Source organism: Kitasatospora sp. CM 4170 (assembly GCF_032110285.1).
Classification (GTDB): domain Bacteria; phylum Actinomycetota; class Actinomycetes; order Streptomycetales; family Streptomycetaceae; genus Kitasatospora; species Kitasatospora aburaviensis.
Genome location: NZ_CP134877.1, coordinates 4,300,810 through 4,325,949, shown reverse-complemented (window position 1 = coordinate 4,325,949; position 25,140 = coordinate 4,300,810). Strand labels below are relative to the sequence as shown.

21 protein-coding genes and 1 pseudogene are annotated in these 25,140 nt (G+C 74.8%); 14 read left to right on the top strand and 8 right to left on the bottom strand.

Features of this window, described 5'->3' with window-relative positions:
• Positions 1 to 50 precede the first annotated feature (50 nt).
• A complete protein-coding gene (locus RMN57_RS18270) occupies positions 51 to 641 on the top strand; it encodes a TetR/AcrR family transcriptional regulator (RefSeq protein WP_313764422.1) in 591 nt (196 codons plus the stop codon).
• Here the strand turns inward: RMN57_RS18270 and RMN57_RS18265 are convergent.
• On the bottom strand, positions 631 to 948 hold the full coding sequence (locus RMN57_RS18265; protein WP_313764421.1) for a cupin: 318 nt from the start codon (positions 946 to 948) through the stop codon (positions 631 to 633). The genes RMN57_RS18270 and RMN57_RS18265 overlap by 11 nt on opposite strands.
• Before the next feature lie 127 nt (positions 949 to 1,075).
• On the opposite strand from RMN57_RS18265, the gene RMN57_RS18260 reads away from it, so the two are divergent.
• A complete protein-coding gene (locus RMN57_RS18260; protein ID WP_313764420.1) occupies positions 1,076 to 1,345 on the top strand; it encodes a hypothetical protein in 270 nt (89 codons plus the stop codon).
• Between the two features lie 148 nt (positions 1,346 to 1,493).
• Here RMN57_RS18260 and RMN57_RS18255 read toward each other — a convergent pair whose 3' ends face one another.
• Complete coding sequence (locus RMN57_RS18255) at positions 1,494 to 2,651, bottom strand: acyl-CoA dehydrogenase family protein (RefSeq protein WP_313764419.1); 1,158 nt, start codon at positions 2,649 to 2,651, stop codon at positions 1,494 to 1,496.
• A 255-nt stretch (positions 2,652 to 2,906) separates the two neighbouring features.
• Here RMN57_RS18255 and RMN57_RS18250 point away from each other — a divergent pair, with 255 nt between their 5' ends.
• A complete protein-coding gene (locus RMN57_RS18250; protein WP_313764418.1) occupies positions 2,907 to 4,067 on the top strand; it encodes a TetR/AcrR family transcriptional regulator in 1,161 nt (386 codons plus the stop codon).
• Positions 4,068 to 4,242: 175 nt separating this feature from the next.
• Here RMN57_RS18250 and RMN57_RS18245 read toward each other — a convergent pair whose 3' ends face one another.
• On the bottom strand, positions 4,243 to 4,563 hold the full coding sequence (locus RMN57_RS18245) for a hypothetical protein (RefSeq protein WP_313764417.1): 321 nt from the start codon (positions 4,561 to 4,563) through the stop codon (positions 4,243 to 4,245).
• 344 nt (positions 4,564 to 4,907) lie between these two features.
• Here RMN57_RS18245 and RMN57_RS18240 point away from each other — a divergent pair, with 344 nt between their 5' ends.
• The 7 genes and pseudogenes from RMN57_RS18240 to RMN57_RS18210 all read left to right on the top strand — a co-directional run bounded on the left by RMN57_RS18240 (position 4,908) and on the right by RMN57_RS18210 (position 16,363).
• Positions 4,908 to 6,872, top strand: coding sequence for an ATP-binding protein (locus tag RMN57_RS18240; RefSeq protein WP_313764416.1), 1,965 nt, complete (start codon positions 4,908 to 4,910; stop codon positions 6,870 to 6,872).
• Positions 6,873 to 6,976: 104 nt separating this feature from the next.
• Positions 6,977 to 9,334 carry a hypothetical protein gene (locus RMN57_RS18235; RefSeq protein ID WP_313764415.1) on the top strand — a complete coding sequence of 786 codons (2,358 nt, stop codon included), beginning with the start codon at positions 6,977 to 6,979 and terminating at the stop codon, positions 9,332 to 9,334.
• 124 nt (positions 9,335 to 9,458) lie between these two features.
• Positions 9,459 to 10,114 (top strand): annotated as a pseudogene (locus tag RMN57_RS18230) (DedA family protein).
• 125 nt (positions 10,115 to 10,239) lie between these two features.
• Positions 10,240 to 12,168 (top strand): threonine/serine exporter family protein, encoded by a 1,929-nt coding sequence (locus tag RMN57_RS18225; protein WP_313764414.1) that lies wholly within the window; start codon positions 10,240 to 10,242, stop codon positions 12,166 to 12,168.
• A gap of 96 nt (positions 12,169 to 12,264) precedes the next feature.
• Positions 12,265 to 13,362 (top strand): hypothetical protein, encoded by a 1,098-nt coding sequence (locus RMN57_RS18220; RefSeq protein WP_313764413.1) that lies wholly within the window; start codon positions 12,265 to 12,267, stop codon positions 13,360 to 13,362.
• Positions 13,363 to 13,601: 239 nt separating this feature from the next.
• Positions 13,602 to 14,936 carry a C40 family peptidase gene (locus tag RMN57_RS18215; protein ID WP_313764412.1) on the top strand — a complete coding sequence of 445 codons (1,335 nt, stop codon included), beginning with the start codon at positions 13,602 to 13,604 and terminating at the stop codon, positions 14,934 to 14,936.
• A gap of 170 nt (positions 14,937 to 15,106) precedes the next feature.
• Positions 15,107 to 16,363, top strand: a complete 1,257-nt coding sequence (locus tag RMN57_RS18210; RefSeq protein ID WP_313764411.1) for a GNAT family N-acetyltransferase — start codon at positions 15,107 to 15,109, stop codon at positions 16,361 to 16,363.
• A gap of 156 nt (positions 16,364 to 16,519) precedes the next feature.
• On the opposite strand, the gene RMN57_RS18205 is transcribed toward RMN57_RS18210, so the two are convergent.
• Positions 16,520 to 17,431, bottom strand: a complete 912-nt coding sequence (locus RMN57_RS18205) for a TetR family transcriptional regulator (protein ID WP_313764410.1) — start codon at positions 17,429 to 17,431, stop codon at positions 16,520 to 16,522.
• Positions 17,432 to 17,613: 182 nt separating this feature from the next.
• Between RMN57_RS18205 and RMN57_RS18200 the strand changes: the two genes are divergently transcribed.
• Complete coding sequence (locus tag RMN57_RS18200; RefSeq protein WP_313764409.1) at positions 17,614 to 18,153, top strand: GNAT family N-acetyltransferase; 540 nt, start codon at positions 17,614 to 17,616, stop codon at positions 18,151 to 18,153.
• Here RMN57_RS18200 and RMN57_RS18195 read toward each other — a convergent pair.
• Positions 18,138 to 18,623 (bottom strand): Appr-1-p processing protein, encoded by a 486-nt coding sequence (locus RMN57_RS18195; RefSeq protein WP_313764408.1) that lies wholly within the window; start codon positions 18,621 to 18,623, stop codon positions 18,138 to 18,140. The two genes, RMN57_RS18200 and RMN57_RS18195, sit on opposite strands and share 16 nt — an antisense overlap.
• Positions 18,624 to 18,916: 293 nt before the next feature.
• On the opposite strand from RMN57_RS18195, the gene RMN57_RS18190 reads away from it, so the two are divergent.
• On the top strand, positions 18,917 to 19,870 hold the full coding sequence (locus RMN57_RS18190; RefSeq protein WP_313761509.1) for an IS481 family transposase: 954 nt from the start codon (positions 18,917 to 18,919) through the stop codon (positions 19,868 to 19,870).
• Here the strand turns inward: RMN57_RS18190 and RMN57_RS18185 are convergent.
• Positions 19,867 to 21,144, bottom strand: coding sequence for an MFS transporter (locus tag RMN57_RS18185; protein WP_313764407.1), 1,278 nt, complete (start codon positions 21,142 to 21,144; stop codon positions 19,867 to 19,869). The two genes, RMN57_RS18190 and RMN57_RS18185, sit on opposite strands and share 4 nt — an antisense overlap.
• A 114-nt stretch (positions 21,145 to 21,258) precedes the next feature.
• On the opposite strand from RMN57_RS18185, the gene RMN57_RS18180 reads away from it, so the two are divergent.
• Positions 21,259 to 22,224 carry a LysR family transcriptional regulator gene (locus RMN57_RS18180; protein WP_313764406.1) on the top strand — a complete coding sequence of 322 codons (966 nt, stop codon included), beginning with the start codon at positions 21,259 to 21,261 and terminating at the stop codon, positions 22,222 to 22,224.
• 249 nt (positions 22,225 to 22,473) lie between these two features.
• Here the strand turns inward: RMN57_RS18180 and RMN57_RS18175 are convergent, their stop codons facing one another.
• Entirely contained in the window at positions 22,474 to 23,088 is a 615-nt protein-coding gene (locus RMN57_RS18175; RefSeq protein WP_313764405.1) for a YceI family protein, read from the bottom strand.
• Between the two features lie 200 nt (positions 23,089 to 23,288).
• Between RMN57_RS18175 and RMN57_RS18170 the strand changes: the two genes are divergently transcribed.
• The gene (locus RMN57_RS18170; protein ID WP_313764404.1) at positions 23,289 to 24,395 is read left to right on the top strand and encodes a MerR family transcriptional regulator; all 1,107 of its coding nucleotides are present in this window, start codon (positions 23,289 to 23,291) and stop codon (positions 24,393 to 24,395) included.
• Between the two features lie 377 nt (positions 24,396 to 24,772).
• Here RMN57_RS18170 and RMN57_RS18165 read toward each other — a convergent pair whose 3' ends face one another.
• Positions 24,773 to 25,126 carry a hypothetical protein gene (locus RMN57_RS18165; RefSeq protein WP_313764403.1) on the bottom strand — a complete coding sequence of 118 codons (354 nt, stop codon included), beginning with the start codon at positions 25,124 to 25,126 and terminating at the stop codon, positions 24,773 to 24,775.
• Positions 25,127 to 25,140 lie beyond the last annotated feature (14 nt).

Below are 25,140 nucleotides of genomic sequence, written 5' to 3'. Positions count from 1 at the left end.
GTGAGACGTCGGTGCAAGACATCTGTGCAGTTCTTCCGTAGGATCGCGGCATGGGAAATCGCGAAGACCTGATGTCCGGCGCCAAGCGCTGCCTCTACGAGAAGGGCTACGGGCGCACCACCGCCCGTGACATCGCCACCGCATCGCGCGTCAGTCTGGCCGCGATCGGCTACCACTTCGGCTCCAAGGAGGCGCTGCTCAACGCGGCGATGATCGAGGCCGTCGGGGACATGGGGGAGTCTCTCGCCCGGGTGGTCCAGGCCGCGAACGAGGCGTCCGGGGACTCGGAGGAGCGGTTCGTCGCCGTGTGGGAGGGCCTCAAGGGCGTGTTCGTCGAGCACCGGGGGCTCTGGTCGGCCCAGTTCGAGGCGATCACGCAGGTCGCGCACGCGCCGGAGCTGGCCCAGGCCCTGGCGGAGGCGCAGAAGGAGGGGCGGCTCGGCCTCGCCGCGCTGTTCCAGGGGCTGCCCGAGGTGCCCGACACCGAGGAGGAGATCGCCCGCGGCATGTTCTACCAGGCGCTGCTGGCCGGCTTCGCGGTGCAGTGGCTGGCGGCGCCCGAACTGGCGCCCAGCGGGCAGGAGTTCCTACGGGGGTTGCGGCTGGTCAGTGACGGGGTGCTCAGGCCCGCTACGCGGTGACCGCGGTCAGCAGCACCACCGAGTCGACGTGGGCCAGCAGTCCGTGCCGCTCCTGGGGGACCGGGTACAGCTGACCCGCCGAGAGCTCCTGCAGGTGCCCCGCGACGGTGAGTGCCACCCGGCCGCGCAGCACCTGGAGGGAGGCGGCGGCCGGGGCGTTGTGCTCGTCCAGCGAGGTGCCCGCGGTCAGCGCGATCACGGTCTGCCGCAGGACGCCGTCGTGCAGCACCAGGTGGGCGCTGCGCCCGTGCGGGCTCTCGGCGGCCAGGGCCGCGTGCTCCACGGCGAGCTGTTCGAGATCGACCATCGGGTGCCCTCCTCGGCCTGCCGGGCCGCCGCGGCGGCCCCTCCGGCCAGCGTCCCGGACGCACCCGGGTCGCGCACCCGGAGTCCTTCGGCGTGCGGTGTCCGCCGACTGCACCGATGGTGGATGCATGGCGACCAACCAGAATTTCTTCAGCGGGTTCCAGGTCAATCGATCGCTGCTGGCCGGTGGCGCGGTCCTCACGGGCATCGGCGCGATGCTCGGGATGGCCGGTGCGGCGATGGTGTGCGCGGCGCTGGCCACGGCCGGCCGCAGTTGGGTGCGGAGCATGGACATGCCTCCGACGAAGGCCATGGCCCAGCGGGCACTGCACGAGGCGAAGGTGGCCTCGGCCGCCGGCTGGGAGGCCTGGCGGACCGAGCACGCCTCGCCCAACTGACCGGGCCGCGACGGGCCGCCGTGGGGGTGCGGCCCGCCGCCCCCGGAGTCCTGGAGGTGCGCACCGGAGCGCCGGTGCGCACCCCGGCTGCCCCGGCCCCGTTCGGTCCTGTCCGGCCCCGTTCGGTCCTGTCCGGTCCTGTCCGGTCCTACAGTCCGAGCGACTTGGCGACGATGCTGCGCATCACCTCGCTGGTGCCGCCGTAGATCCGGAACACCCGGTTGTCGGTGTAGAGGCGGGCGATCGGGTACTCCAGGATGTAGCCGTAACCGCCGTGCAGCTGCAGGCACTTGTCGATCACGCCGGACGCCGACTCGGTGCAGAACAGCTTCACCGCCGCGGCGTCCGCGACCGTCAGCCCGCCGTGCTGGTACAGCTCCAGCGCCCGGTCGACCATCGACTGCTGGGCGACCACCTGGGCCTCGCAGTCGGCCAGCGAGAACTTGGTGTTCTGGAACTCGGCCACCGTCTGGCCGAAGACCTTGCGGTCCTTGACGTACTGGACCGCGAACCGGACCGCCGCCGCCGAGGCCGCGTAGGCGCCGACCGCGATCGCGAGCCGCTCCTGCACCAGGTTGTGGGTCAGGTAGGCGAAGGCCCTGCCCTCCTCGCCGAGCAGGTTCTCCACCGGCACCTTGACGTCGCTGAAAGCGAGTTCGGCGGTGTCCGAGGTGCGCAGGCCGATCTTCTGCAGCTTGCGGCCGACGCTGTAGCCCTCGGACGCGGTGTCCACACAGAGGATGGAGAGGCCGGCCCGGCGGTTCTGCGGGTCGTACGGGGAGGTCCGGCAGACCACCAGGACCAGGTCGGCGAGCACGCCGCCGGTGATGAAGGTCTTGGCGCCGTTGAGGACGTAGTGGGTGCCGTCCTCGGAGAGCCGCGCGGTGGTGGAGATGCCCGCGAGGTCGGAGCCGGCGCCCGGCTCGGTCATCGCGATGGCGGTCATGATGTCGCCGGAGACGAACCCGGGCAGCCAGCGCCGCTTCTGCTCCTCGGTCGCGTACTCCAGCAGGTACGGCAGCACCAGACCGGTGTGCACCCCGGAGGAGCCGAAGGAGACGCCCGCGCGGGCGGTCTCCTCGGCGATGACCGCCTGGTACTTGAAGCCGCTCTCGCCGGCGCCGCCGTACTCCTCCGGCACCTCGATGCCGTAGACGCCGAGCTCGCCGAGCTTGCGGTAGAAGTCGCGCGGCGGGTGGCCGTCGGCCTCCCAGCTCTCGTAGACCGGGACGACCTCGTGGGCGATGAAGTCCCGGATGGTCTCCCGGAACGCCTCGTGGTCCTCGGTGAAGACGGTGCGGCGCACGGCGGCGCTCCCTTCGGTGGGGCCGGGCGGGCCGGGCCGGCCCGGGCTGAAGCGGGGTTCGGCCAGGTGATCGCCCCACAAGTTAATCCGGGGTAGCTTCCACTGTCCAGGGTCGGCGGAGGTGCGGCCGGGCCCGTGCTCCGGCCGGTGGCCGCCCCCGGTCCGGCCCGTGCCCGGCCCGCGCCTGGCCGCAAGTGAATCGTTGCTAGCCTACGGTCGGCAGGCTGGACGGGACGGGAGCGAGGGAGCGCCGGCATGGTGGTACGGCGGCCGCCCGCACGGTCCCGGCAGGCGCAGATCCTCGCCGTGGCCGCCGACCGGTTCCACCGCAGCGGGTACCACCAGGTCTCGATGACGGACGTCGCCGCCGGGGTCGGCATCACCGCCCCCGCCCTCTACCGCCACTTCCGCGGCAAGCCGGAACTCCTCGACCGGGCCGTCCGGTTGGGCCTGGACGAGCTGGCCGCGGGGCTGCGCGCGGCCGACTCCACGGCCGCCGTGGGGGCGGCGCTGGCCGCCGTCGCGGTCGGGCACCGGCCGCTCGGCACGCTGGTGCAGCGCGACGCCCGGCTGCTGCCGCCGGCCCGGCGGGCCGCGCTCCGCCGTGAGCTGCGCGCGGACGCGACGCTGATGGCCGGTGTGCTCCGCGCCGAGCGGCCCGAACTGGCCGGGCCGGACGCCGGGTTGCTCTGCTGGTCGGCGCTCTCCGCCTGCGCCGGTCTGTCCTACCAGTCGGCCGCTCCGCAGCCGCGCCGGGCCGAGCGGCTGCTCGGCGAGCTGGTCGCGGCGGTCCTCGCGGTGTCCCTGGAGGGCACCCGGACCGATCCCGGACCGGCCGCCGCGACCGCCGGGGCGGCGCCGCAGCCGCGTCGGGAGGAACTGCTCGCGGCGGCGGTGCGGCTCTTCCACCGGCGGGGGTTCGACAACGTCAGCACCGACCAACTCGGCGCCGCCGTGGGCATCTCCGGCCCCAGCGTGTACCGGCACTTCGAGAGCAAGCAGCAGCTGCTGGCCGCCTCGCTGGTGCGCAGCCGGGAGCGGCTCTGGCACGAGGTGGAGGGGGCGATCGCCGCCGCGGCCGGGCCGTCGGCGGCGCTGGAGGCCGGCCTGGCGGCCTACGTGGGCTTCGCCCGGCGCAACGGCGACTACCTGGGCGCGATGCTGAGCGAGACCGAGCGGCTGGCCGCGCCGGACCGCCGGGCCGCGGTGGACTTCCGGCGGGACTTCCTGCGGACCTGGGTCGAGCTGCTCCGCCTGGTCCGCCCGGAGTGCGACGCGGTGGAGGCCCGGATCCGGGTCCACGCGCTCTTCGCGCTGGTCAACGACGGGGTGCGGAACCGGCCGTACAGCGCCCGGCCGGACCTCGGCGACTGCCTGCGGCGGATCGGCCGGGCCGTCCTCGGCGTGGCCGGCTAGCTCCTGCCCGGGGTCCTGTCCGGGGTCCTGTCCGGCCGAAAGGGAGCGCCTGGCCACGGCAGGGGTCGAACCCCGCCGGCGAACGGCGAGGGCCGGGTGCCCGCCCCGCGCTGGTGGGGCGGGCACCCGGCCCGGACGGCCCCCGGAGGAGGGTGCCGCCGGAGCCGGACGGGGCCTAGCTCATGACCGGGTAGAAGACGTCGGCCGCGAGGTTGCCGTTGCCCTGGAGGGCGCCGATGTTGCCGGCGTTGCCGGTCACGGCCAGGCCGTTGTTCTGGTTGCTCGCGCCGGAGCCGGTGGCGGTCTGCTGGGTGTTGACCACGTTTCCGACGACGCCGCCGATCACGTTGTTGGAGCCGGTGTTGCTCACCACGCCGCTGTTGGAGAGGTGGTCGGCGCCGGCACCGTTGTCGGCGTGGGCGGTGGCGGCGCCGACGCCGACGAGGAGGAGGGCTCCGAGGGCGGTGACGGCGGCGGCTGCGCGGATACGGGACACGCTGGTCTCCCTGAAGAGTGGAGTGCGAATGGTGGCGCCGGCCGGAGTGGCCGCTCCGGAGCGCCGTTGCCTGACGTCGCCCGACCAGCATTCACCAGCGCCGTGGACGAACTCCACCGAATGGGTGGCAATTCCCCCGATGGGGTCATGAAAGCGGCATGTCCGACCTGCCGGGCGGGGCCGCCGCGTGCCCCGGGGCGGCGTCAAGTCCGGCTGCGGGGGCAATGATTGGTGAACGGACCGGGTCGGTTCGAAGGACCGCCGCTGTCAATGCGGGGTTGACCGAACCTCCCTGGTCAGAAAGAAATGGTCGCCGGATAGTCGCACTGGCACACTGGGGACTCATGTCTGAAGGTCTCCCACCCGAGTCCGTGCCCGCCGAGGATCTGCGTACGACCGAGGTCGATCTCGGCGGACTGGTGAACGTCCTCGCCACCCACCTCTACTCCACCCCGCTGGTCGCCCTGCGGGAGCTGGTCCAGAACGCCCACGACTCGCACACCCGGCGCCTGTTGGAGGACCCGGACGGCGACCACCGCCCGCTGATCCGGGTCCGGGCCGACGGCGCCCGACGCACCGTCGCCATCGAGGACACCGGCGCGGGCCTGACCGAGCCGGAGATCCACGCCTACCTCGCCACCGTCGGCACCGGCTACACCCGCATGCTGCGCGAACTCACCGGCAGCCAGGAGCTGATCGGCGCTTTCGGACTCGGCTTCCTCTCCGCCTTCTCGGTGGCCGACGAGGTCACCGTCACCACCACCTCGCACCGCGAGCCGGGCGCCGGCCACCGCTACCGCAGCCGCGGCGGCGAGCAGTACAGCGTCGAGCCGGCCGCCGCCCGGCCCGGCGGCGGCACCGTGGTCGAGCTGGCCCTGAAGACCGAGCACGGCCACCTCGCCGACGAGGACGCGTTGCGCGAGGTGCTCGGCCGGTACTGCGTGCTGCTGCCGATCCCGGTCTTCGTCGGCGACGACGAGCAGCCGGTCAACGCCGTCCCGGTGCCCTGGCGGCAGGCGGTCGGGGGCGACCCGTACGCCGCCCGGATGCGCTTCGCAGCCGCCTTCGGCCGCCGCTTCGAGCCGCTCACCGCCTTCCCGGTGACTCCGGTCGAGGGCGGGGCCAAGGGCGGCGGCAGTGACGCGGTCGGCCTGCTCTGGGTCCAGGACGGCGCGACCTACGGCAGCAGCGACAACCGCGACCTGGCCGTCTACCTGCGCGGCATGCTGCTCGCCGAGGACGCCCGCGACCTGCTGCCCAGCTGGGCGGGGTTCGTCGGCGGCGTGGTCGAGTCCAACCGGCTCACCCCCACCGCCAGCCGCGAGGACCTCCAGCGCGACGAGCACTACCGCGCCCTCCAGCGGCAGCTCACCGACGCCGTGGTCGAGGGGCTCTACGAGACGGCCCGACTGCGGCCCGCCGTCTGGCGGCGCATCCTGGCCCGGCACGGCCAGGACCTGCTCGGCGCCGCGCTCTGCGACGACCGTCTCTTCACCCTGCTCGCCGACGACGTCCCGGTGCCCACCTCGCAGGGCGACCTGACCGCGGGCGCGCTGCGGGCGGCCGGCGGGGGCGCGGTGCACGTCGCGCTCGGCAGCGGCGGCGGCTTCGAGGAGATGCTCTACCGGGCGATGCAGGTGCCGATCGCCCGCGGCGACCGCTACGCCGTCCTGCCGTTCCTGCGCCGCTACGCGCAGCTGCGCGGCTGCCGGATCGTCGAGCTGGGCAGCGAGAGCGGCAACCGCGAGCTGTTCCGCGACCCGGAGCGCCCGCTGCCCGCGGAGGAGTCCGCCTGGCTGGCCGGCGCGCTGGCCGACCCGGGCGAGCAGCTCGTCCCGGCCCGGTTCGACCCGCCCGGCCTGCCGCTGGTGCTGGTCCCCGACCGTGAGGCCGAGCTGAAGGCCCGGATCGAGGACGACCAGGCGGACGCCCGGATCCCGTCCGCCGCGCTGCGGCTGGCCCGGGCGTTCACCGCCCGCACCGACGGCGAGGTGAAGGCGCGGCTCTACCTGAACCTGTCCTGTCCGGCCGTCCAGGACCTGCTGACCGCCTACCGGGCGGGCCACACCGGCAGCGCCACCGCCGCCGGGCTGCTCCGCTCGATCAAGGTCGTCATGGCGGCGGCCTCGGCGGGTGGCTCAGGGGGCGACCTCACCACCGCCCTGGCCGGCATCGGCACCGCGGTCTCCGCGCTCACCGCGGCCGTCCCGGCCGGCCTGGACGCGGTCCCGGACAGCCCGGACGGGCTCGACGGCCTTCACGGGCTCGACGGACTCGACGGGCCCGGCGGCCGCGGTGCGGGGGCCTGAACGATGACCCCGCCCGTGACCACCGTCCCGAACGGACCGTCAGTGGCCCTCGCCACACCGACCACCAGTACAGCGCACGACCCGCAGGGGGAGACGGAAGCGGTATGAGCACCGACATCTGGGCCTGGGTGCACGACGCCCACCAGCAGCTGGCCGAGGCCGGCCACCGGCGGCTGGCCGACGCCATCTACGAGCTCCCCGGCCACGCCAACGAGGGGCGCAACGAGCAGCTCGACGCCGTCTACCCGGAGGCGGTCGCCGCCGCCCGGGCACTCGGCCTGCCGTGGGTCGAGGTCTACCTGCGGCACTGGCGGATGCAGAACCTGCTGAACCGGCGCCACCAGGGCGAGCAGGCGCTGCCCGAGGCGGTCGACCTGCTGGAGTTCGCGCACCGCGAGGAGACCGCCGGCTGCCCGCAGTCGGTCTGCGTGGTGCAGGACTTCGCGATCTGCCACGCCCGGGTCGACGGCCCCGGCTACGTCCCGGAGCGGCTCGCGGTGCTGAGCGAGACGCTGGAGCGGATCGAGCCCGCCCGGGCCTGCTTCGACTGCCTCTCCCGGGAGTACTCGGACGCCCTGGAGGACGACGGACGCCCGGCCGAGGCGCTCGCCCACCTCGACACCGCGGCCGCGCGGATCCAGGCGGCCGGCGAGCAGCTCTCGCTCCACTTCCACCACTCCCGGGCCGGCACGCTGCACCTGCTCGGCCGGCACGAGGAGGTGCTGGCCCTGCTGGACACCGCCGAGCAGGCCGAGCGGGTCCGGGGCCGGGAGATCGACGAGAGCGACCGGCGCTGGGGCGCCCTGCTGCGGGCCCGCGCGCTCGCCTCGCTGGGCCGCACCGAGGAGGCGCTCGCCCTGCTGCCGGACCTGGCCGAGGCCGATCGGCACGCCGACCTGCGGGCGGCCTGGACCACCACGGTCGAGCTGCTGGTCGCGGCCGGTGCCCGGGAGAACGACGCCGAGCTGGGCGCGGCGCTGGCCGGCTGGGTCGGCTACCTGGACGGCACCGGCTCGCACCGCCCCTGCGTCGACCTGCTGCTGGCCGCCGGGCGGCTGGCGCTGGCCCGCGGGGCCCGGACGATCGCGCTGACCCTGGCCACCACCGGCGAGCGCAAGCTGGCCGACCTGCGCCGCACCGAGGGCGTCGCCGAGCAGGTGGCGGCGCTGCGCGCGGCCGCCGAGGCGCTGCCCGCCCCGGAGCTCCCCGTCCCGCCGGCCGAGCTGCCGGCGTACCTCGCCGAGACGGGCGTGCCCTTCGAGGCCGGCGCCGACCTGCTCGCCGTCGCCCTGGACCGGTACCGGGGTGAGCAGGCCGGCGCCACCGTGCTGGCGCTGAACCTGGCCGGAGTGCTGGGCGGCCTCGGCCACGCCCGCGCCGCCGCCGACCTGCTCTGGGCACGGCTGGACGCCGACCCGGGCAACGAGGAACTGGTCGGCATGCTGGGCGGTGCGCTGATCGAGGCCGGGGACGCCGAGGGCGTCGGACGGCTGGCCGACCGGCTCGCCCCGGGCAGCCCCTCCGACGCCCACTGGGTGCGGGCCCGCTGGGCCGCCGCCCAGGCCCGCTGGGCCGAGGCGGTCGAGCACTGCGAGGCGATCCTGGCCGAGCACCCGGACCGGATCAACACCCGCCGGCTGGCCGCCGGCGCCGCCACCGAGCTGGGCGACCACGCCCGGGCGCAGCGGTTCTACCAGGAGGTCCTGGTGCACGCGCTGCCGCCCGAGGAGGCCGCGGAGGGCGAGGCGCACCGGACGGTCCGGGAGCCCGACCTCTGGCACCTGATCACCTCGGCCACCGCCAACCGGGACTGGGCCGTGGTGCGCTCCACCGGCGCCCGGCTCGGCATCGAGTTCGACGAGCCCGAGGGGCCGGTGGACGAGGAGTGGCAGCTGGTCACCGTGCGGGCCACCCGCACTAACGGTGCCACCGCCGACCTCCCGGCCGTCCGGACCGGCCCGGCCACCGCCCGCATCCTGCCGGTGCTCGGCGACGACCTGACGCTCAACCACGGCGACGTGGTGGTCTTCGCCCCGGCGCTGCTGGAGGAACCCCCGGCCGAGGGCGCGCCCGAGGAGGAGCGGCGGCGCTGGCGCCCGGTGTTCGGGCTGCTGACCCTGCTCGACCCGGCCGGCTACACCACCTACTGGATCGACGGCGCCTGGCCGGGCGACGACGCCTGGGCCGAGCTGCGCGAGGAGCTGGGCCGGGCCGGCTACGCGGTGTGGGCGTACAGCGGGGAGCAGTACAGCATCACCGACCCGGCCGAGGAGGACGGCTTCCTGCCCGGCGTCTACGCCGCGCTGGGGGTGCCGCCCACCGCCTCGGCCGCCGAGGCCGACGCGCTGCTGCACCGGCTGACCGGCTCCTGGACGCATCCGCTGGCCTGGTCCGACCTGGCCGAGGCGGCGGGCGCGGACACCGCCCGGCACAAGGAGATCGTCGAGCGGTACGGGCTGTAGGCCCCCTGCCCGGGTGATGGGCCCTGCCCGGGCGAGGCCCGGGCAGGGCCTCCTGGATCAAGGTTTCTTGGTGAATGCTTTACCGTTTCATTGCCAGGAGTCGACCTTCCAGGAGTGCCTGCCCGTGACCAGCCTCGCCCTCGGCCCGTCCTGGCTCGATCCGACGTACCTGATCTCCACCTTCGGGCTGCTCGGCATCCTGGCCATCGTCTTCGCCGAATCCGGCCTGCTGATCGGCTTCTTCCTCCCCGGGGACTCCCTGCTCTTCACCACCGGCCTGCTGGTGGCCGGCGGCACCTACCTGCACCAGCCGCTCTGGCTGGTCTGCGCACTCGTGGTGGTCGCCGCCGTGGCCGGCGACCAGGTCGGCTACCTCTTCGGTCGCAAGGTCGGCCCGGGGGGCTGTTCCGGCGCCCGGACTCCCGGCTGTTCAAGCGGGAGAACGTGGAGAAGGCGGCCGCCTTCTTCGAACGGCACGGGCCCAAGGCCATCGTGCTCGCGCGCTTCGTGCCCGTCGTGCGGACCTTCACCCCGATCGTCGCCGGGGTGAGCGGGATGAACTACCGGACGTTCGTCCTCTTCAACGTCGTCGGCGGCGTGCTCTGGGGCGGCGGCGTCACGGTGCTCGGCTACTTCCTCGGGCAGATCCCGTTCGTCCGGGACAACATCGAGGCGATCCTGGTCGGCATCGTGCTGGTCTCGGTGGTTCCGGTGGCGGTCGAGCTGCTGCGCGCCCGCCGGTCCGGCGCCCCGGTCGCCGACCGCCACCGCGCCGGGTAGGCGCCCGTCGGCGCCGCCGCCCGCCGCGGCGTACATGTGCGTCGGGCTGTTCGATCAGGCAAGGTGTAAGCGGAATCGAACGGTGGCCGGGAGCCCGGCGCCATCAGGGGCGGCAAGGAGCGGAAGTGCCGAAGCGGGGCCGACCGGGCGGAGGCAAGCGGGCCAGGGGCGGCCGGGGGGTCCGGCGGAACGGTCCGTCGCCGCAGGCGCGGCCGGTCCACCCCTCCGACGCGCCGCCCACCGAGGGCCTGCTGGGCCACCCCGCGCCGGCCGCCGAGCCCGCCACGGTGATCCCGTTCGCGCCGCCCGTCCCGGAGACCCGGGGGCTGCTGGCCCCGGAGCACGAGGAGGGCGCCGCCCCGGAGCAGCCCGCTCCAGCGGTGACCGACGGGGCCACCGAGCCTGTCGGGGCTGCCGGGACAGTGGTGACCGCCGAGCCTGACGGGACCGTCGTGACCGCCGCGACCGCGCCCGTCGACGCCGCGCCCGTCGACGCCGGGGCCGCCGTGCCCGCCGCCCCCGAGCGGCGCCGGCGGTCCGTCGCCGAGGACACCCTGACCCCCGAGGAGTGGCAGGCAGCCGGCTACACCCCGCCGCTGGGCATCGCCGTCCCCACCCTCAAGGCCGGTGCCCCCGGCGAGGCGCCCTGGCCGGACCGGATGCGCACCCTGCTGCGCACCCCGATGTCCGAGCGCCCCGCCTTCGAGCGCACCGCCCGCGACCTCCACCCCTCCGCCGCCCGCAACGTCCCGCGCATCCTCGACCTGACGCTCCGTATCGGCGAGCTGCTGCTGGCCAGCGGCGAGGCCGCCGAGGACGTCGAGGCCGCCATGCTCGGCATCGCCCACGCCTACCGGCTGGACCGCTGCGAGCCGCAGGTCACCTTCACCCTGATCGGCATCTCGCACCAGCCCTCGCTGGTCGAGCCGCCGGTCACCGCGGACCGCGTGGTGCGCCGCCGGACCTCCGACTACACCCGGCTCAACGCGGTGTACGAGCTGGTCGCCGACATCACGGCGGAGAAGGTCACCGTCAACGACGCCTACCGCAGGCTCGCCGTGATCCGCCGCAACCGGCACCCGTACCCGGCCTGGCTGCTCGCGCTGAACACCGGTCTGCTGGCCGGTGCGGCGACCTTCCTGGTCGGCGGGCGGATCGACGACAAGGCCTGGCTGGTCTTCGCCAGCGCCTTCGTCGCGGCCGTCCTCGGCGACCGGCTGGCCTCGCTGATCGCCCGGCGCGGCCTGCCGGAGTTCTACCAGTTCGTGGCGGCCGCGATGCCCGCGGCGGCCTCCGGCATCATCCTCTCCTTCAACGACTGGGGCCTGCGCGGCTCGGTGGTGATCACCGGCGGGCTGTTCGCGCTGCTCCCCGGGCGGGCCCTGGTCGCCGCCGTCCAGGACGGCCTGACCGGCTTCTACATCACCGCCGCCGCCCGCCTGCTCGAAGTGATCTACCTGGTGGCGGGCATCGTCATCGGCGTGATGCTGATCCTCTACCTCGGGGTCGGCTACAACGCGAAGCTCAAACCGGACGAGAGCCTGGTCGGGGTGAACTACCCGCCGGTCCAGATGATCGCGGCGCTGGTGCTGACACTGGCCTTCGCGATGCTGCTGCAGACCGATCGCCGGACGCTCGCGCTGGTCACCCTCAACAGCGGCATCGGCTGGTCCAGCTACGGCGTGCTGGTCTACAACGCCGGCGTCTCGCCGATCGTCGCCACCGGTGTGGCGGCCGGACTGGTCGGCCTCTTCGGCCAGCTGATGGCCCGCTACCGGAACGGCTCCGCGCTGCCGTACGTCACCGCGGCGATCGGTCCGCTGATGCCCGGTTCGGCGCTGTACCTCGGCATGCTCGCGTTCGCCCAGGGCCACTCCGGCGGCGGGCTGGTCCAGATCACCCGGGCCGCCGCGATCGCCATGGCGCTGGCGATCGGCGTGAACCTCGGGGGAGAGATCGCCCGGCTGTTCATGAAGCTGCCGGCCAGTGCCGAGCTGCCCTCGCCCGCCCCGGCCGTGCCGCGGCGCGCGGCCAAGCGGACCCGCGGCTTCTGACCGCCGCCGGCCCGGCCGGGAGTCGTTGGACCGGTGTTGGCCTCCGGGCCATGTCGCGTCAGGCAGGACGCAGGACCAGGAACGAAGGTAAGACCCATGACCACACTGTTGGACGGCTATCGCGAGCACATCGTCGCCACGCACAAGCAACCGCTGTTCCTGCTGCTGGTCGGGTTCATCACCTCCTTCGTCTTCATCCGGTTCAGCGTGCGGATGATCAGGGCCAAGGTGCGCTGGTGGCCGGGCAACGTCACCCCGGGCGGGCTGCACATCCACCACATGGTCTTCGGCCTGGGCTTCCTGCTGGCCGGCGGCATCGGCGTGTTCGCGACGTACGGCGGGCGGCCCTGGATCGACGTGTTCGGGCTGCTGTTCGGGATCGGCTGCGGCCTGGTACTGGACGAGTTCGCGCTGATCCTGCACCTCGACGACGTCTACTGGAGCGAGCAGGGCCGCAAGTCGGTGGACGCGGTGATCTTCGGCATCCTCTTCACCGGCCTGCTGCTCATCGGCTACGTGCCGCTCGGCGCGGAGCCCAGCGGGGAGACCAGGTGGGGCCTGGTCACGGTGATCTCGGTGAACGCGGTGGCCATGGTGGTCACCCTGCTCAAGGGCAAGATGTGGACCGGCCTGCTCGGCATCATGGTGCCCGGCATCTCCTGGGTCGGCGCGGTCCGGCTGGCCCGCCCGAGCAGCCCCTGGGCGCGCTGGCGGTACGCCACCCGCCCGCGCCGCCGGGCCCGGGCGCTCCGGCGCGAGCGCCGGCTGCACCGGCGTGCGGACGTCGCCCGTACCTGGCTCTTCGACCTGATCGCCGGCGCCCCGGACAAGGTCCCGGCGAACCACCCGGCCGCCCACCGGGTCGCCGAGCGGATGGCCGCCCGGGCCACCGCCCACCTCGACGCGCACGCGGCCCGCGCCCTGGCCCGGCGCTCCGCCCGGCTGGCCGACCGCCGCTCGGCGGCCGCCGCCGGGGCGGGCGCCGTGCCCGCCGGCGGCCACGGGTACCCGGCGGGACCGGCCGGGCCCACCGCGGTCGGCCGCGAGCCCGGAGCCAAGGGGCAGGCCCAGCAGCGCCGGCGGACCGTCCGGGCCGGCCGCAGTCGCAGCTACGCCGCCCGCCCGACCGGCCTGGAGCCCCGGCCCGATCGCCACCCCCACCTCCGGACGCACACCCGCAGGATCCGCCGGTAGTGCGGTAGTGCGGTAGTCCGGTGGCCCTGGGCCCGGTCGGCGCCGATCGCCGGTCGGATCATCCGACAGCTCACCCGCCCGGCCCGCGAGGGCTTCGGGCGTGGAAGCCGTCCGGCTTGAGAACATGACGACGCGTAACGAATTGTCACGTGACGGACTGGTTCGCCCGGATGTTCCGCGTTCCCGGGCGGGCCGGTCCGCGACCGGAGAAGGTCCGAGAACCGAGAAGGGGATGTCCCGTGGCGCGCAGGCTCCTGCCGACCCTGCTGTTCTCCCTCACCGCACTGTTCGGGCTGCTCCCCGCCGCCGCGGCCGCCCCGGTCGAGCCGGACGCGGCCGCGGGCGCCGTGCCGGCCGCCGACCCCTCGGCGCAGCCGTTCCCCTCGGCCGATGAGGTCGCCCGGGCTCGGGCCGGGGCCGACCGCCGGGCCGCCGCGGTCGCCGTCATCGAGGCCGGGCTCACCGCCGCCGAGGCCGAACTCGACCGGGTCGGCCGCGCCGCCGAGCAGGCCGTCGAGGTCTACAACGGCGCCCGGCTCGCCCTGGCCCGGGCCCGCGCCGAGGAGGGCGCGGCGAGCAGCCGGGCCGTCGCCGCCGAGACCGAGCGGGTCGCGGCCGCCGAGGAGGCCGCCCAGCTCGCCGCCGAAACGTACCGTCAGGGCACCTCGGCGGAGCTCTCCGCGATCAACGCCCTGTTCGGCGCCCGCGGCCCGCGCGAGGCCGGCGACCAGGCCGCGGTGGTCGGCGTGGCCAGCGAGCGCACCCGGCAGATCCTGGACACGGCCACCTCGACGGCGGCCGCCGCGGGCCGCGCCGCGGCCGACGCCCGGGCGGCCGCCGAGGTCGCCGAGCGGGCCGACGCCGAGGTCGGCGCGGCCCGGGAGCGGGCCCAGGCGCGGGTAGCCGGCCAGCAGAGCCAGGTGGTGGCCGTCGGCCGGCGGCGCGAACAGCTGCTCACCGACCTCGCCGCCGCCCGCCGCACCACCGTCGCGCTGGAGCGGCAACGGCGCGAGGCACTGGAGGCGATCGCCGCCCGCGAGGCCGAGGCCGCCGCCCGGGCCGCCGCCGAGAAGGCCGCCGCGGAGCAGGCCGCGGCGGAGCAGGCGGCAGCGGAGGCCGCGGCCGACGTGGCGGCCCGCGCATCGGCCGCCGGGGCCGCCGCGTCCGCCGGGGGAGCCGCCGGCCCGGCGCAGGTCCGTCCGTGGTCCGCGGAGGGCGCGGCCGCCGCGGTCGCCTTCGCCCGGGCCGCGATCGGCCTGCCCTACGTCTGGGGCGGCGAGGGCCCGGGCGGCTACGACTGCTCGGGGCTGACCATGATGGCCTGGCGCCAGGGCGGCCGGCAGCTCAACCACTTCGCCGCCGACCAGTACGCGCAGAGCACCCCGATCGGCTACCGCGAACTGCGCCCCGGCGACCTGGTCTTCTGGACGGACACCGGCCGGGCCGCCGACATCCACCACGTCGGCCTCTACATCGGCGACGACCAGATGATCGAGGCACCGCGCCCCGGCATGCCGGTCAAGCAGGCGAGCCTCTGGATCATGGGCACCCCGGACTTCTACGCCCGCCCGTAGCCGGGCCCGGCCGCAGGTGCCGCGGGGCCGGGCTGCCCGGCTGCCGGGCCCGCGCGCCGGAGCCGCCCCAGTACGGGATAAATGGGATGCCCGTCCTCGGGGGCCCGCCGTACCGTGGGCGAATGGGCAACGATGCGTACGGCGGGCCCGGTGATCCGGGGAACGGCCGCTTGGACGAAGGCACCGGCGCGGTCGAGATCCGGGCGATCGCCGAGGACGAGGTCGAGCCGTGGGACAGGGCGCTGTCCCTCGGATTCCTGCGCTCGCATGTGGAGAGCGCCGCCGACTACCGGCGCCGGCAGTGGGAGCCCGGCCGGCTGCTCGCGGCCGTCGACGACGGGCGCTTCGTCGCCACCTTCCGGAGCTTCGACGTCGAGCTGACCGTCCCCGGCGGGGCCGTCGTCCCGGCGAACGCCATCACCTCCGTCACCGTGAGCGCCACCCACCGTCGGCGCGGCCTGCTCCGCCGGATGATGTCGGCCGACCTCGCGGGCGCCCGCGCCCGCGGCGCGGCCGTGGCGATCCTGATCGCCGCCGAGTACAACATCTACGGCCGGTACGGCTTCGGCCCGGCCACCCGCGGCCACGGCTGGAACATCGACCTGCAACGCACCCGCGGCCTGCGGGCGGGCCTGCCCACCGTGCCCGGTGGGCGGATCGACTTCGCCACCATGGCCGAGATGCGCAAGCTCGGCCCCGAGCTGCACGACCGCTGGCGGCTCACCCAGCCCGGCGCGCTCGCCCGCGACGAGCTCTGGTGGAAGCGCCAGACCGGCGAGATCAAGGTGCCGGGCTTCGACTGGAAGGAGCCGTTCGCCGCCCTCCACCGGGACGCCGAGGGCACCGTGACCGGCGCGGTGGTTTACAAGGTCGACGACAACTGGGACGGCAGCTACCCGAACTGCACCCTCACCGTCCTCGACTTCCTCGCCCTCGACCGGCCCACCGCCTGTGCGCTCTGGCGGTTCGTGTTCTCCGTCGACTGGGTGCGCAAGGTCGTGGTCGAGAACCTCGGCCCGGACGATCCGCTGCCGCTGCTGCTGGACGACCCGCGTGCCGCCACCCCGTACGTCGAGAACGCCGACTTCATGTGGGTGCGGGTGCTGGATGTGGCGGCCGCCTTCGACGCGCGGACGTACGGCGCGCCCGGCCGGGTCGTCCTGGAGGTGGAGGACCGGGAGGGCTGGGCGGCCGGCCGCTGGGCCGTCGAGGTGGCGCCCGACGGCACCGGCCGGTGCACCCGGACCACCGACGCGGCCGATCTCGCGCTGACCGCGTCCCAGCTCGGCGCGCTGTACCTGGGCGGGGAGACCGTCCCGCGGCTCGCCGCCGCGGGTCTGGTCACCGAGCTGCGGCCGGGCGCCGCGGCCGCCGCCGACCTGCTGCTGCGCACGCCGCTGGCGGCGTGGAACCCGGACGGTTTCTGAGCCCGGCTCCGGCCGGGCGTCGCGGGCGCCTCAGACGGTCCGGACGTCGCGGGCGCCTCGGGCGTCGCGGCAGGGGCGGCGTCGAACAGCCGCCGCCCGTGGCCCCGGCCGGTCTCCCCGGCCGGGGCCCCGCCGTGTCCGGTGCGGCCCCGGGCGCTACTTGACGGCGGTCTTGCCGATGGTGGGCAGGATGAAGTCCTGGATGAGCCCCTTGGCGTCACGGACGATCGGCCGGAACACCCGGTAGCGCGAGAGGTTGATGACCCGTGCGGCCATGGGCGTCGACCGCCGGACGAACTCCCGCGTCCGCTCGGTGTCCGGGGTCCGGTCGAAGACCCAGTAGAGCACCACCACCATGAGGTGCAGCCACAGCACGTCGGGCAGCAGCTCCACCAGCTCGGTGTCCAGCTTCGGCGCCAGCTCGGAACCCTCCAGCACGTCGCGGAAGAGCTGTACGGCGGTGGCCCGGGCGGGGTGGGAGTCGTTGGAGAACGGGCTCAGCGAGCTGCTCGGGTCGGCGGCGGTGCGGAAGAACTGCGCGGCGAACTCGTGGTACGGGGCGGCGGTGTCGAGCCAGGAGACGAGGGCGATCTCCAGCCGCTCCGCGAAGTCCCGGGTGTGCGCCATGCGGTTCCTGGCGTCCGCCGCGTGCTCGTACGTCATGCGGTCGTAGAACCCCTGGATCAGGAATTCCTTCGCGGAGAAGTAGTAGTAGGCGTTGCCGACGGAGACGCCCGCCTCGGCGGCGATGGCCCGCATGGTGGTCTTCTCGTAGCCGCGCTCCTGGAACAGCCGCATGGCCGTCTCCAGGATCAGGGCCCGGGTCTGCTCGCTCTTGTCCGTCTTCGGCTGGGCCCGCCCACCGGGCAGCTCGGACGCCGCGGGGGCGCCGGCCGGGAGGCCGTCCTTGCCGTTCCCCGCGGGCACGTCGCCGGACCCCGCGGGGCTGCGCCGGGGCTTCCGCCCGCCGCCCGCCGCCGGACGGCCCTGGGGCGCCTCCGGCGTGCCGTCCGGGCCGGTGGCCCCACTCGTACCGTTCGTTCCGCTCGTCGCTGCCAGCTCGTCCACGCCCCGAGCCTAGTCGGCCCGCTCAGCTCCATCCGGTGTCGGTGCGCACGGCACCGGATGCCCCCTCCGCATCCGGTACCGCAACGCCGCCCCCGTGCCTTTCGAACGCGTTCAAAAGCATGCCATGACTCTAGGGGGAGGGTTGAACATGTTCAAGCCAGGCGCTGTGGGAGGCTCGTCACATGAACGCCACCATTCGACGCGGCAGCGTGCACGACGCCGGGGCCGTCGCCGGCCTCCACGCGCTCAGCTGGCGCACCGCCTACGTCGGCATCGTCCCGGAGCAGGCGCTCGGTGACGGGCTCCCCGAGGAGCGCCGCGCGCTCTGGGAACTGCGGCTGGCCGCCGAGTACGGCGAACCGGCCAATACCCCCGAGCTGCTGATCGCCGAACAGGCCGGCCGCACCGTCGGTTTCGCCTACCTGGTGCCGCAGCCGGACGGGCGGATCCTGCTGGACAACCTGCACGTCGAGCCCGGCCTCACCGGTGGCGGGATCGGCCGCGCGCTGCTCGGCGCGGCGCGCTCGCACGTCGCGCGGCAGCACCCCGGCGCGGACCTCTACCTGGAGGTGCTGCGCGACAACAGCCGGGCGGTCGCGTTCTACGAGCGTGAGGGCGGCCTGCGCACGGCCGAGCAGGAGGGCGTCTTCCCCGGCGGTTTCGTGCTCCCCGAGTACGAGTACACCTGGACGGCGGCCGACCGGGTTCAGTCGACGTCGTAGACCGTCACCGACACGCCCCGGTCCACCAGACGGCTCGTCACCAGCGGCTCGACCAGCCCCCACCGCCCGCCGGCCAGACCGCAGCCGATCCGGGGCATGTGGACCGAGGCCCCGAGCCGGAGCGACTCCTCGGCCAGGGCGGCCAGCGCGGTGTCGATCGCCTGGTAGCGCACCGGCGCACCGGTCGAGCGGCCGGTCCGGATGCCGCGCTGGCCGACCATGTTGGCCACCCGGATGTGGCGCTCGACCTGGACCAGCTGCACCGCGCCGAGGCCGAAGTCGTTCCGGGCGCGCTCCCGGTGCCAACGCCGGTACGCCGCCTCCGGCTCGGCCCAACGCCGCGACAGGGCCAATACGAACCCCTTGCCCCAACCACCGAGGTCGTTGCAGACGTGCGCGATCACCTTCACGCCCTTGCCCCGGGGCGCGGTGGCGTCTCCGCGCAGGTACTGCAGGGTCGCGGTCTCCATGCCCGGCAGGCTAGGCCCTCTCTTTCGGATCTTGCCGGGCGCACGACGCCGGAGCACGCACCTCGCCGGCTTGTCGTCGGTCGCCGATGCTCCGCATGGACTCCCTCCTCCGCACCGCCGATGCACGCACTCCAACGCCGCACGCTCATCCGACAAGATCCGAAAGAGAGGGCCTAGGTGTACTGACCACGGAGGTTGGTGACAGGGCTCACGGCGTGGTGATCTTGAAATGAGTGAGGGCCTTCTGGCTCGGTGTGGATTGCGACATCTGCACCTCAGCCAGAAAGGCCCTCATGCCACACCGTAACGCACCGCTGACCGAGACCGGACGCCTGCGCCTGGCCCGCTGCGTGGTCGACGACGGCTGGCCGTTGCGGCGGGCCGCCGAGCGCTTCCAGGTCTCGCCCACCACGGCCAAGCGCTGGGCGGACCGCTACCGGGCGCTGGGCGAGGCCGGTATGAGCGACCTCTCCAGCCGCCCGCACCGCAGCCCCCGGCGGACCCCGTCGCGCACCGAGCGGCGGATCATCAAGGTCCGCGTCCTGCGCCGCTGGGGCCCGGCCCGCATCGCCTACCTGCTGCGGCTCAACCCAGCGACCGTGCACCGCGTGCTGACCCGCTACCGGCTCGCCCGCCTGGCCCACCTGGACCGCGCGACCGCTCGCCCGGTGCGGCGCTACGAACGCGCCGCACCGGGCGAGTTGGTCCACGTCGACATCAAGAAGCTCGGCAACATCCCCGACGGCGGCGGCCACAAGATCCTGGGCCGTGAGGCCGGCCGCAAGACCCGTTCCGGCGCGGGCTACAGCTACCTCCACAACGCCGTGGACGACCACTCCCGCCTGGCCTACAGCGAGATCCTGCCCGACGAGCGCAAGGAGACCGCCACCGCCTTCTGGGCCCGGGCAAGCGAGTTCTTCGCCCGGGCCGGGATCGCCGTCCAGCGCGTGCTGACCGACAACGGCTCCTGCTATCGCTCCCGGACCTGGCGCGATGCCCTCGCGGCCGAAGGCATCACGCACAAGCGAACCCGGCCCTACCGGCCCCAGACCAACGGCAAGGTCGAACGCTTCAACCGCACCCTGCTCGACGAATGGGCCTACGCCAGGCCCTACCGCACCGAACAGGAACGCCGCGACGCCTACCCCGCCTGGCTCCACACCTACAATCACCACCGCGGACACACAGCACTCGCAGGCAAGCCACCCGCCAGCCGCGTCCCCAACCTCACGAGTCAGAACACCTAGGGCACGGTACTGACAAGCTGCTCGCAGTCGCGGCCCGCGGCCACCGTTCGCGGGGCCGCGGCCGGGGGGCGGAGGTGGCGGCGGCCGGCCAGGGCGATCAGCAGGGCGAGTGCGGCGGCGCCGGCCGGCAGGAGGTAGCCGGTGCCCGGCGCGGCCTGCTCGGCCACCGCGCCGCCCAGCGCCGCCCCGCCCGAGACGCCCACCACGATGCCGGAGACCGCCACCGCCATTCCCTCGTTCAACTGCCCCTGCGGCAGGAGGTCGTGGACCAGTGTCATGCCGGTGACCATGGTCGGGGCGGTGCCCGTGCCGGCGGCGAACAGGGCCACCCCGAGCAGCGCGAGCCCCGGGTCGCCCAGCCCGGCGCCGCCCACGGCGGCGGCGAGCGGCAGCAGCAGGACCACAGCCATGGTCGCGACGCCGAGCAGGAACCGCACCCCCGGCGCGCGGCGCGGTCGGCGGAGCCCGAAGGCGAGCCCGGCCGCGCACGAGCCGGCCGCGACCAGCCCCAGCAGGAGGCCCGCCAGTGGCTTCCGGTCGAGCGCGTCGGTGTAGGCCACCGTGGTCACCTCCATCGAGCCGAAGACGATGCCGGTGGCGAGGAAGGTCAGCAGCAGTACCCGCAGACCGGGCGCGCGCAGGGGTGAGCCGGGCCGGGCGGCAGCGCGGGCGGGTGCCGCGAGCGGCGGCTCGGTGCCGCGCCGGCTCGCGAACAGCAGGGCGCCGGTGGTGCCGAGCGTTCCCGCGAGGACGAGTCCGGCCTCCGGGGCCACCGTGGTGCAGAGCAGCATCGCGAGCACCGGACCGGTCGTGAAGCAGAGCTCGTCCAACGCCTGCTCGAAGGAGTTGGCCAGGTGGCGCAGCTCCGGGTCGGCCCGGTACAGGTGCGCCCAACGGGCCCGTGCCATGCCGCCGAGGTTCGGCGCCGCCGCGGCGGCGGCCCAGCAGACGTACAGCGTCCAGTCGGGCGCGCCGGCCCGGACGCAGAGCAGCAGGCCGGTGAGCGGCAGGGCGTTGTACAGCGCGGCCGGGACGGTGACGCGGGCCTGCCCGTGGCGGTCGACCAGTCGGCCGAGCAGCGGCAGGCCGATCGCCCCGGTGGCCAGCCCGACCGCCGACACGGTGCCCGCGAGCGCGTAGGAGCCGCGCCGTTCGGCGAGCAGCACCACCAGCGAGACGCCGGTCATCGACATGGCGAGCCGGCCGAGCAGCCCGGCCAGGGTGAAGGCGGCGGTGCCGGGCAGGGCGAAGAGCCGACGGTAGGAGGAGAGCATGGGACTCCGGGGAACTGAACGGGTGGGGTGGGATCCCAGCTTCGGCCCGTCGCCCGGCGGCGGTCCAACACCTGTTCCGTCGCATCGACAACACGGTGTTGTTAATCTGCCGGCATGCCCGCCGACCTGCACCCCCGCCTGCTCCGCGGTTTCGTCACGACGGCCGAGACCCTGCACTTCGGCCGGGCCGCCGAGCGCCTGCACGTCGCCCAGCAGGCGCTCAGCCGGGACGTCCGGACGCTGGAGCGGCTGCTCGGCGACGCGCTCTTCACCCGGACCACCCGCAGCGTCGAACTGACCCCGGCCGGCCGGCGGTTGCTGCCGAAGGTCCGGCAACTGCTGGCGCTGCACGACGAGATCGTGGCCGGCGAGGCGGCGCGGCCCCTCCTGATGGACCTCAACAGCGACGTCAGCGGGCCGGACCTGACCGGCGACCGGGTGCTCGAACGGGCCCGGGCCGCCTGGCCGGAGGGGGAGCTGCTGGCCCGCTTCCACGGCGGGCTCGCGGCGGCCGCGGCCGCCCTGGTGGCCCACCGGCTGGACGTCTCGTTCGGCCGGTTCGCCGGTCTCACGGCCGGGCTGCAGGCCCAACTGGTCCAGGTGCCGGTCCGGTTGGAGCGGGTGTCCGTGATGATGACGGCCGACCACCCGTTGGCCGACCGCTCGGTGCTGCGGCTCGCGGACCTGGTCGGCCATCCGGTCGACATCTGCGCCGGCAACCCGGCCACCACCGAGTGGGCGGACCTCGGCGCCCGGCTGCTGCGCGAGCACGGCCTGGTCCCGGCCGCGCCGCACGTGCCGCCGGTCGGGGTCGACGAGACGGTCCGCTACATGGCCCGGCACCGCGATCCGATGCTGACCACCGTGGGCGGGCTGCTGATGCCCGAAGTGGTGAACCTGCCGCTGGTGGAGCCGGTGCCGCTGACCCTGGTCAGCCTGGTGCACCGGCCGGACCTGCGGCACCCCGGGCTGGCCGCACTGGTGGCGGCGGCCGCCGAACTCGGCGTGGAGGAAGGGTGGTTGCGGCGTCCGCCGGACAGCTGGCTGCCCGCGTCCGACGCCGCGCTGATGGCGCGGTAGTCGGCTCAGCGGTAGTCGCTCCGCGGTCGGTCGGTCGGTCGGTCGGTCGGGCGGCCCCGCGGTGGGTCGTTGGCGCCGCCGGGACGGAATGGCCGGGCGCACCGGGGTTGTTGTGGCCGGAAGCGACCCCGCCCCTGCCGCTCGGGGGTCGGCAGGGGCGGGGCGTGTGCGGGGCGGTCGCGGCGTGGACCGCCGGGGCGCCGGGTGTGCCGGTGCCCGGTGTACCGGGGGCAGCGGTGGTCGGCCGGTTCAGGCCGCCCGGACGGCGGAGATGTCGAAGCTGAGCTTGACCTTCTCGCCGATCAGCACGCCGCCGGTCTCCAGGGCGGCGTTGTAGGTGAGGCCCCAGTCGGTGCGGTCCAGCACGGCGGTGCCCTCGAAGCCGACCCGCTCGGCGCCGTAGGCGTCGGTGGCGCTGCCGGTGTAGTCGAGGTCGAGGACGATCGGACGGGTGGTGTCCTTGATGGTCAGCTCGCCGGCCAGCCGGTAGGTGTCGCCGCGCAGACGCTCCGCGGAGGTGCTGCGGAAGCGGATCTCCGGGTAGGTCTCGGCGGCGAAGAAGTCGCCGGTGCGCAGGTGCTCGTCGCGCTGGGCCTGGTTGGTGTCGATGCTCGCGACCTTGATCACCAGCTCGGCGCTGGAGTTGCCCGGCTCGGTGCCGTCCAGGCGCAGCTTGCCGTCGTACTCGGTGAAGCGGCCCTTGACGTTGGTGACCATCGCGTGGCGCACCGAGAAGCCGACCTCGCTGTGGGTGGTGTCGATGGCCCAGTCGCCGGAGAGGTGGGCCAGGTCCGGCCCGGCGGGCGCCTCGGCGACGGCGGTGGTGGCGGTCGCGGCGGTCTTGGTGCGGTTGAACAGGCCCATGGCTCCTCCTCGGGTTCGAAGCCAGTTGTTTAGGCTTCAACTTGTTGGCTCCACTGTAGGACGGTTTCGTTCAAAGTTCAACCACAACCTTCGGGTGGCGTCGGAAGCCACCCGGACGGCGGACGGAGGCCGGGTACCGTCGAGCCCGGTCCGGCCGCCCGGCTTGACCCTCGACCTGGTCGAGGCACCACGGTCCCGGTATGGAGAGCGACCTGCGCAGCATCGGTGAACTGGCCCGCGACAGCGGCCTCGGCGTCAGCGCGCTGCGGTTCTACGACGGCGCCGGCGTCCTCAGCCCCGCCTGGGTCGACCCGCGCACCGGCTACCGCTGGTACGGGCCCGGCCAGCTCGCCGACGCCCGGCTGCTCTGCCGGCTCCGGCGGGTGGGCCTGCCGCTGGCCGACATCCGGGCCGTGCTGGGCGCGGCGCCGGGCTCCGGGGCGGCCCGCCGGGTGGTCGACGCGCACCTGCGCCGGCTGGAGGACGGCCTCGCCGACGCCCGCCGGGAGCTCTCCCTGATCCGTGCCCTGATCGACCAGAGGGAGAACCCGATGACCACGGCCCCCGCCACGTACGACCTCACCGTTCCGGCCCGCGAGCTGGCCGCCGCCCTGGACGCGGTCCGCTTCGCGGTCTCCGGCGACCCCGAACTGCCCATGCTCTCGGGGGTGCTGTTCGACCTCGACGGCGAGCTGTTGCGGCTGGTCGCCACCGACCGGTACCGGATGGCGCTGGCCGAGGTGCCGGTGCAGGGCGAGCGGTCGGCGGAGGCCTCGGTTGCCGCGATCGTGCCGACCGCGTTGGTCGACGCGCTCCGTGCGCTGCTCGGCCAGGGCGGCGACCGGGCCCGGCTGACCCTCGGCGGCGGCCTGGTCCGGGCCGAGACCGGCGGTCACCGGATCGAGGGCGCGGCGCTCGACCACGACTACCCGGACTACCGCTCGCTGGTCCGGCTCGACCCGGTCCACCGGGCCGGCGTGCCCGCCGCCGACCTGCGCGAGGCCGTCGAGGCCGGCGCCACCCGCACCCTGCCCTCGGGCCCGCACGGCGCCGCCTGTGAGGCCACCGTGCTCGCCTTCGGCCCGGACGGCCGGCTCACCGTCGCCGCCGAGGGCGCCGAGCCGGCCCCGGGCGGCCTCCGGGTGGCGGTCAACCGCGACTTCCTCCTGGACGCCGTCCGGGCCGGCGGCCCCGAGCAGCTCGTCCTGGAGGTGGGCGGCCCGATCGCCCCGCTGGCCGTGCGGACGGAGGGGCGGGCCGGCACCTTCTCGATCCTGATGCCGATCCGCGTCCCGGACGTCGTGTGATCACACGGCAGCTGCCCGGGGTCGATCCCGACCGGCCTCGGCCGCCATGGGGAGCAGCGGCGGCGCGGTGAACGCAGGAACCGAAAGGCGAGTGGGGAACGCCGGGAGCGCAGGAACCGCGGGGAACACGGCCGGCGCGGAGGGGCCGGAGGGCTTCGGGGTGGCCTGGGCGGCCCTCGCGCCCGCCGCGTGCCGGTGCCTGGAGCCGGCCTACCGGTCCCGGCTCGACGGCGGGCCGCCGGTCGGCGCGGTGCTCACGGACGCGCACGGCGCGGTCGTCGTCGAGGGCCGCAGCCGGGCGCGCATCCGTGGCGGAGCCCGAGCTTCCCGCCCTGCTCGCCGGGTTCCGGCCCCGCATCACCGAAGCCGCCGGACGGTCAGGCCTCGCCCGCACCCGTCACCGCGTCGAACAGCGGCCAGCCGTCGGCCTCGGAGGTTCCGCGCTCCGGCGCGTCCAGCCCCTGTGCCCGCGCCGCGTCGAGCAACTGCCGGACCGTGCCGGGAAGGTGCAGGTTGAGCACCCCGTCCCGGTCGTCGGCCACCTGCCCGGAGTGGAGGAAGCCGTCGGGGACGAACCGCCCGACGCCGGGGCGGAACACGATCCGCAGCGTCCCCCCGTCCTCCCGGCGCACCGTCAGCACCTCCTGGCAGTCGGGGTGGCGGTGGTGCACCGACCAGAGCCGGACGTCCCCGTCGATCACCATCCGCCGCAACCGCCGCTTGCTCCCCATCCTCCGGACGGTAC

Bases quoted from the DNA above. Each gene is read 5' to 3' on its own strand.
- RMN57_RS18175 (WP_313764405.1), bottom strand. From the start codon at position 23,088: ATGGGCCTGTTCAACCGCACCAAGACCGCCGCGACCGCCACCACCGCC.
- RMN57_RS18185 (WP_313764407.1), bottom strand. From the start codon at position 21,144: ATGCTCTCCTCCTACCGTCGGCTCTTCGCCCTGCCCGGCACCGCCGCC.
- RMN57_RS18265 (WP_313764421.1), bottom strand. From the start codon at position 948: ATGGTCGATCTCGAACAGCTCGCCGTGGAGCACGCGGCCCTGGCCGCC.
- RMN57_RS18250 (WP_313764418.1), top strand. From the start codon at position 2,907: ATGGTGGTACGGCGGCCGCCCGCACGGTCCCGGCAGGCGCAGATCCTC.
- RMN57_RS18195 (WP_313764408.1), bottom strand. From the start codon at position 18,623: ATGGAGACCGCGACCCTGCAGTACCTGCGCGGAGACGCCACCGCGCCC.
- RMN57_RS18165 (WP_313764403.1), bottom strand. From the start codon at position 25,126: ATGGGGAGCAAGCGGCGGTTGCGGCGGATGGTGATCGACGGGGACGTC.
- RMN57_RS18220 (WP_313764413.1), top strand. From the start codon at position 12,265: ATGACCACACTGTTGGACGGCTATCGCGAGCACATCGTCGCCACGCAC.
- RMN57_RS18170 (WP_313764404.1), top strand. From the start codon at position 23,289: ATGGAGAGCGACCTGCGCAGCATCGGTGAACTGGCCCGCGACAGCGGC.
- RMN57_RS18180 (WP_313764406.1), top strand. From the start codon at position 21,259: ATGCCCGCCGACCTGCACCCCCGCCTGCTCCGCGGTTTCGTCACGACG.
- RMN57_RS18200 (WP_313764409.1), top strand. From the start codon at position 17,614: ATGAACGCCACCATTCGACGCGGCAGCGTGCACGACGCCGGGGCCGTC.
- RMN57_RS18190 (WP_313761509.1), top strand. From the start codon at position 18,917: ATGCCACACCGTAACGCACCGCTGACCGAGACCGGACGCCTGCGCCTG.
- RMN57_RS18270 (WP_313764422.1), top strand. From the start codon at position 51: ATGGGAAATCGCGAAGACCTGATGTCCGGCGCCAAGCGCTGCCTCTAC.
- RMN57_RS18240 (WP_313764416.1), top strand. From the start codon at position 4,908: ATGTCTGAAGGTCTCCCACCCGAGTCCGTGCCCGCCGAGGATCTGCGT.
- RMN57_RS18235 (WP_313764415.1), top strand. From the start codon at position 6,977: ATGAGCACCGACATCTGGGCCTGGGTGCACGACGCCCACCAGCAGCTG.
- RMN57_RS18260 (WP_313764420.1), top strand. From the start codon at position 1,076: ATGGCGACCAACCAGAATTTCTTCAGCGGGTTCCAGGTCAATCGATCG.